The following is a 6,538-nucleotide window of genomic DNA, read 5'->3' as shown; positions in this document are numbered from 1 at the left end:
GCGGCCGCGACCTCCTTGTCGCCCCCTGTCGCGGCCTGGGCCGCCAGGGTGCGGAACGACAGGTCGTCCGCGATGGCCCGGTCGTACGGCTCGAGCGTGATCGGGTCGCCCGTGAGCGCGAAGCCGCGGACCGCGGTCTCGGCGTCGATGAGCTGGATGTAGGCGCCGTCGGCGAGCGTGATGGCGTCGAAGTAGGTCTGGGTGACCGCCTCCTGGCGGTCGACGAGCCGGACCAGGACGAAGGCGGTGCCGAGCACGACGACCAGCAGGGCCGCGCCGGCCGCGACGATGGTGGTCCGCAGGCGCCGGCGCAGGGTCGAGGTACGCCGCGCGGGCGTCGTGCCAGCGCTCACGCGGACCAGCCGAGGACCACGACGGCCGCGTCGTCGACGAGGTCCCCGCCGTGCAGCGCCCGCACGTCGTGCAGCACGCGGTCCACCAGGTCACCGCGCGGCGCGGCACTCACCGCGCCGTCGACGATCTTCAGCAGCCCGGTCTTGCCGACCCGGTCGGACCCGCCGGCGATCGTGGCCTCGAGCACCCCGTCGGTGTACAGCAGGATGCGCCACGACGCGGTGAGCTCGAGCCGCACGGGCTGCCAGCCGCCCGACACGGGGATGCCGAGCGCTCGCCCGCGGCCGTGCGTGGGCAGCAAGGTCGAGGGCTCGCCCAGCAGCAGCGGCACGGGGTGCCCGGCCAGGTAGAGGTCGACGGAGCTGCGGTCGGCCGCGACGTCGAGCATCGAGACCGTGGTGAAGATCTCGGGCCGCGCCCGCTCCGAGACCAGGACGCGCTCGAGCAGCCCGAGGATCTCGACGGTCGGCACCTCGGCCAGGACGAGGGTCCGCCAGGCGGTGCGCAGGGTGRCGCCGAGCGCTGCCTCGTCGGGCCCGTGCCCGCRGACGTCGCCRACGAGCGCGAGGACGGACCCGTCGGGGCGTTCCACGACGTCGTAGAAGTCGCCGCCGAGCACGCCGTCGCGTCCGGCGCGGTAGCCGACCCGCACCTCGAGGCGCTGGTCCAGCACCGACGGCGTCGGCAGCAGCGCGCGCTCGAGACGGTTCACCTCCTCGGCCCGGATCAGGCTGCGGTACAGCGCGCGGTCGGTGTCCTCGAGACGACGGCGCTGGATCGCGTACCGGACCGAGCGCCCGAGCAGCTCGCCGTCGACCTCGCCCTTGACCAGGTAGTCCTGCGCGCCGGCGGCCACGGCGGCGACACCGACGTCGGTGCCCGCCAGCCCGGTCAGCACGACGACCGCAGGAGCCCCCGCGGCGAGCAGCCGCTCGAGGGCCGCGATGCCCATCGCGTCCGGCAGCCCGAGGTCCAGCAGGACCAGGTCGACGTCCAGCCGGGCGAGGGCCTCGTCGAGCGTGCGGACCCAGGCGAGGTCGACGTCCAGTCCGGCGTCGGCGAGGTGCTCACGCACCAGGACGGCGTCGCCCTCGTCGTCCTCGACCAGCAGCAGGCGGATCGGCGGGGCCATCGTCCGTGGCGGGGCGTCCACCGTCGTTCGTGCCTCGCTCAACGGACCTCCTCCCGGCTGCGCCGCTGCCGTTTCTCGACAGGACAACCGAAGCGTAGGGTCCCCGCCCGGCCTCCGCGCGCCGTCTCACCCGCTCCGCGCGAGCGCCACCCGGACGGACGTGTGCGACGGGGCCGCGGACAACGGATAATGGACGGCCGCTCCGCGCGCCGTGCCGTCCCTCGGCCGGCCTGGTGCGGCGCGACGCACGGCCGGGTCGTCCCGGCGGAACGGAGATCGCCCAGGTGGCAGGCATGGACAACGAGCTGACCGGTGAGCAGCGGGTCGTCGACCAGCTCTACGGGCGGCTCGACGACCTGCGCGCTCAGATGCGGGCACGGCTGGCCGACGTCCGTCGCGAGGGCCCGTCCGGCTCGCCGCAGAACCGCTCGGAGCGCGACGCGTTCGCCACGCTCTACGAGGACCGCATCGCGCAGCTCGAGGCGGTCGAGGAGCGCCTGGTGTTCGGCCGGCTCGACCTCGACGACGACTCGCGCCGCTACATCGGCCGGCTCGGGCTCACCGACGAGGAGCAGACCCAGCTGCTCACCGACTGGCGTGCGCCCGCCGCGCAGGCGTTCTACCGGGCCACCGCGGCGCACCCCGACGGCGTCGTCCGTCGACGGCACGTGGTCACGCGGGGCCGCACGGTCACCAGCGTCGAGGACGAGGTGCTCGACCTCGACCTGCTGACCGACGACTCCGGCGAGCGCCTCAGCGGCTTGTCGGGCGAGGGCGCGCTGCTGGCGGGCCTGGCCGCGGGCCGCACCGGTCGGATGGGCGACATCGTCGCGACGATCCAGGGCGAGCAGGACGCGATCATCCGGTCCGAGCTGAACGGCGCGCTCGTCGTGCAGGGCGGCCCCGGCACCGGCAAGACCGCCGTGGCGCTCCACCGGGCGGCCTACCTCCTGTACGCGCACCGCCGGATGCTCGAGCGCTCGGGCGTGCTCCTGGTGGGCCCGAGCCGCACGTTCCTGCGGTACATCGACCAGGTGCTGCCGTCCCTCGGCGAGACCGGGGTCGTCACCACCACGGTCGCGGAGCTGTACCCCGGCATCCAGGCGACGGCGACCGAGGACGAGGCCGTCGCCGAGCTCAAGGGCCGCGCGCTGTGGGGCAGCGTGATCGCGCGCGCCGTGCGGGACCGCGAGCGGATCCCCTCGCAGCCCGTCCACGTGCGGGTCGACGGCCACGACCTGGTCATCCGACCGAACGACGTCGCGTCCGCCATGGCGCGCGCCCGGCGCAACCACAAGCCGCACAACCAGGCCCGCGTGTCGTTCGTGCGCGACATGCTGGGCCGGCTGGCCGAGCAGTACGTGGAGCAGCTGGGTCAGGACGTGCCGTCCGACGAGCGCGGAGAGATCGTCGAGGAGCTGCGCACCACCCGCGAGATCCGGGTMGCGCTCAACCTGGCGTGGATGCCGATCACCCCGCAGAAGCTCGTCGCCGACCTGTGGTCCAAGCCGCACCGCCTCGCGTCCGCCGCGCCCCAGCTGACGCCGCGGGAGCGCGCGATGCTCGTGCGCGACGCGGACGCCCCGTGGACCCCCGCGGACGTCCCRCTGCTCGACGAGGCCGCCGAGCTGCTGGGCGAGGACGACCAGGCCGCACGGGCCGAGGCGCGGGCCGCCGCCGACCGACGCGTCTCCGAGCTCGCGTACGCCCGCCAGGTGCTCGAGTCGACGGGCAGCGGCGGGATGGTGTCCGCGGAGATGCTGGCGGACCGTTTCGCGACGACCGGCCCCACGCTCACCACCGCCGAGCGCGCCGCGGCCGACCGCTCCTGGACCTACGGGCACGTCGTCGTCGACGAGGCGCAGGAGCTGTCCGCGATGGCCTGGCGGTCGCTGCTGCGCCGGGTGCCGACGAGGTCGCTGACGATCGTCGGCGACGTCGCGCAGACCACGGCGACGGCCGGTGCCCACAGCTGGGCCGCCCAGCTGGACCCCGTGCTGCGCTCGTCGTGGCGGCTCAACGAGCTCACCGTGAACTACCGGACGCCCGCCGAGGTCGCGGACACCGCGCGTCGGGTCGCCGTCGCGGCCGGGCTGCCGGTCAGCCCGCTCACGTCGGCGCGCGACGTCGACGACTCCCTGGTGGTCGAGCGGACCGCCGACGTCGTGGTCGCCGTGACCGAGCGGACCGAGAAGCTCGTCGCCGAGGTGACGGACTCCTCCGGCGCCGGGCGCATCGCCGTGATCGCGGTGGACGGGCGGCTCGAGGCCGTCGCGACCGCCCTGCGCGCGGCCGGCCTGCGACCCGCGATCGGGACCGGCTCGAGCGCGGCGGACCTGGACGCCCCGCTGGTGGTGCTCACCCCGCGCGAGGCCAAGGGGCTGGAGTTCGACGTCGTCGTCCTGGTCGAGCCGGCCGAGGTGATCGACGCCAGCGCCGGCGACCTGTACGTGGCCATGACCCGTCCGACGCGCGCGCTGCACGTCCTGCACGAGCGCCCGCTCCCGCGCGGTTGGGGCATCGAGGGCTGACGCAGGCGTCTCACGTGTGTCCGAGGGCCGGACCGCTGTGGGCCGTCGGCGCTGTGAGGCGCACCATAGGGGCGTGCTGAAGGCCCTGCTGCTCGAGAACCTCCACCCCCAGGCTCGCTCGATCCTCGAGACGGCCGGCTTCGACGTGACGACCCGCACCGGGGCGCTCGACGAGGCCGAGCTCATCGAGGCTCTCGACGGCGTCCACCTGCTGGGGATCCGGTCCAAGACCCACGTGACCGCCGAGGTGCTGGCGAACGCCCCGTCCCTGGTGGCGATCGGCGCCTACTGCATCGGCACCAACCAGATCGACCTCGCCGAGGCCGCCTCCCGCGGCGTCGCCACGTTCAACGCGCCGTTCTCCAACACGCGCTCGGTGGTGGAGATCGCGATCTCGGACATCATCTCCCTGACGCGCCGCCAGACCGAGCTCGACCGCGCGATGCACGACGGCATCTGGAACAAGTCGGCCACCGGCGCGCACGAGATCCGCGGCCGCACGCTCGGGATCATCGGCTACGGCAACATCGGCACCCAGCTGTCGGTGCTGGCCGAGAACCTCGGCATGTCTGTGGTGTTCTACGACACCGCCGAGAAGCTGGCGCTGGGCAACGCGCGCCGCATGGACACCCTGGACGAGCTGCTCGAGACCGCGGACATCGTCACGCTGCACGTCGACGGCCGCAGCGGGAACGCGGGCCTGTTCGGCGCCAAGCAGTTCGCGCAGATGCGGCCCGGCTCGGTGTTCCTCAACCTCTCGCGCGGGTTCGTCGTCGACTACGCCTCGCTGCGCGACGCGATCGTGTCCGGCCACGTGGCGGGCGCGGCGGTCGACGTGTTCCCCGTGGAGCCCAAGCGCAAGGGCGACGCGTTCGAGTCCGAGCTGCGTGGCCTGCCCAACGTCATCCTCACGCCGCACACGGGCGGCTCCACCGAGGAGGCGCAGGAGGCCATCGGGCAGTTCGTGTCCAACAAGGTGCGCGACTACCTGGCCACGGGCTCGACCACCCTGAGCGTCAACCTGCCCAACCTCGCGCTCGAGCAGCGCCCCGGCGTGCACCGCCTCGCCTACCTGCACCGCAACGTGCCCGGCGTCCTGGCCGCGGTCAACGCGACGCTCGCCGAGCACGGCGTGAACATCGAGGGCCAGCTGCTCACCACCCGCGGGGAGCTGGKCTACGTGGTCACGGACGCCGGGGCCCCCGTCGACGCCGCGGTCGTCGAGGCGCTCTCGTCGCGACCCGAGTCGGTGCGGCTGCGCCTGCTGTCCTGAGACCCGCGCCTGCCCTCTGAGGGCTGTCATGCCGAAGGGCCCGACCACACGGTCGGGCCCTTCTGCTGTGTCCGTCAGGCGGAGCCGGACTTGCGCTGGAAGCGCCGCTGCGACGGGCCCGCGGTCTCCGAGCCGTGCACCTGGCCGGTGTTGGCCGAGCCGTCCGAGGTCCGGTGCTGGTTCGTCTTCTTGCGCTCGAGCGCCTCGCGGTACTTCGCCTTGGTGTCCTCGCTCACCGCCGCTTCCGTGGTCGCCTTTTCGTCGTCCTTCGCCATGGCGTCTCCTCCGATGCGGTGCTGTGTGCCGACGGACGTCTGCGCCCGCGACCCGCTCAGCCTGACCGACTCGCGCCCGCGGCGCCACCTCTTCTCACGGCGGGTAGCGTCGGCGACGTGCTCGATGCCCCTCAGCTCCCCCACCGGCGGGCCGGCGGCCTGTCGTGGCCGGTCGTCTCCCTCGGCCTCTGGCAGAACTTCGGCGCCGCCACCCCGTTCGCGGACCAGCGCCGGCTCGTCCTGCACGCGGTCGACCGCGGCGTCGTGCACCTGGACCTCGCCAACAACTACGGCCCGCCGCCGTTCGCCGCCGAGGAGTCGGTGGGCCGCCTCCTGGCCCGTGACCTGCGCGGGCACCGCGACGAGCTGCTGGTCACGACCAAGGCCGGCTACCGCGCGTGGCCCGGGCCGTACGGCGAGCACGGGTCGGCGAAGTACCTGCGCGCGTCGCTCGACGAGTCCCTGCGGCGGCTCGGCCTGGGCAGCGTCGACGTGTTCTACAGCCACCGGTTCGACCCGTCGACACCGCTCGAGGAGACGCTCGGCGCCCTCGACCGGGCCGTCCGGTCGGGCAAGGCGCGGTACGCGGGGATCTCGTCGTACTCGGCCGAGCGGACGACCGAGGCCCTCGCCGTGGCGCGCTCCATCGGCCTGTCCCTGGCCGTGCACCAGCCCGCGTACTCGATGCTCAACCGCTGGATCGAGCAGCCGGGGCCCGACGGACGCTCCCTGCTGGAGGTCGCCGACGAGGCAGGCATGGCCGTCGTCGCCTTCTCCCCGCTGGCCCAGGGGATGCTCAGCACCCGGTACCTGCACGGGGTCCCCGCCGACTCGCGCGCCGCGCGCGGCGGCCCGCTGCGCACCGAGTGRCTCACCGACGAGGCGCTCGGTCACGTCCGAGCCCTCGACGGGATCGCCCGTTCCGGCGGCCGGACCCTGCCGCAGCTCGCGCTCGCCTGRGTGCTCCGGGACC

The 6,538-nt window shown here is 74.1% G+C and carries 6 protein-coding genes; 3 read left to right on the top strand and 3 right to left on the bottom strand.

Annotation, left to right across the window (positions count from 1 at the left end; translation table 11 throughout):
- Positions 1 to 353 (bottom strand): CHASE3 domain-containing protein (locus tag ACXJKG_RS18345; protein WP_456847179.1); only part of this gene is annotated, 353 nt, incomplete at its 3' end.
- A complete protein-coding gene (locus ACXJKG_RS18340; RefSeq protein ID WP_456847178.1) occupies positions 350 to 1,528 on the bottom strand; it encodes a PP2C family protein-serine/threonine phosphatase in 1,179 nt (392 codons plus the stop codon). The genes ACXJKG_RS18340 and ACXJKG_RS18345, both read right to left, overlap by 4 nt.
- A gap of 251 nt (positions 1,529 to 1,779) precedes the next feature.
- Here ACXJKG_RS18340 and ACXJKG_RS18335 point away from each other — a divergent pair, with 251 nt between their 5' ends.
- Positions 1,780 to 4,017, top strand: coding sequence for a HelD family protein (locus tag ACXJKG_RS18335; RefSeq protein ID WP_456847177.1), 2,238 nt, complete (start codon positions 1,780 to 1,782; stop codon positions 4,015 to 4,017).
- Between the two features lie 73 nt (positions 4,018 to 4,090).
- Entirely contained in the window at positions 4,091 to 5,290 is a 1,200-nt protein-coding gene (gene serA / locus ACXJKG_RS18330) for a phosphoglycerate dehydrogenase (RefSeq protein ID WP_456847176.1), read from the top strand.
- A gap of 74 nt (positions 5,291 to 5,364) precedes the next feature.
- Here the strand turns inward: serA and ACXJKG_RS18325 are convergent, their stop codons facing one another.
- The gene (locus ACXJKG_RS18325) at positions 5,365 to 5,565 is read right to left on the bottom strand and encodes a DUF5302 domain-containing protein (RefSeq protein WP_456847175.1); all 201 of its coding nucleotides are present in this window, start codon (positions 5,563 to 5,565) and stop codon (positions 5,365 to 5,367) included.
- Between the two features lie 117 nt (positions 5,566 to 5,682).
- On the opposite strand from ACXJKG_RS18325, the gene ACXJKG_RS18320 reads away from it, so the two are divergent.
- The coding region (locus ACXJKG_RS18320) for an aldo/keto reductase (RefSeq protein WP_456847174.1) at positions 5,683 to 6,538 on the top strand (856 nt) is incomplete at its 3' end.

Source organism: Cellulomonas sp. P5_C6 (assembly GCF_054049635.1).
The sequence above is the reverse complement of the archived record's forward strand: the minus strand, read 5'-3'. Positions and strand labels throughout refer to the sequence as shown.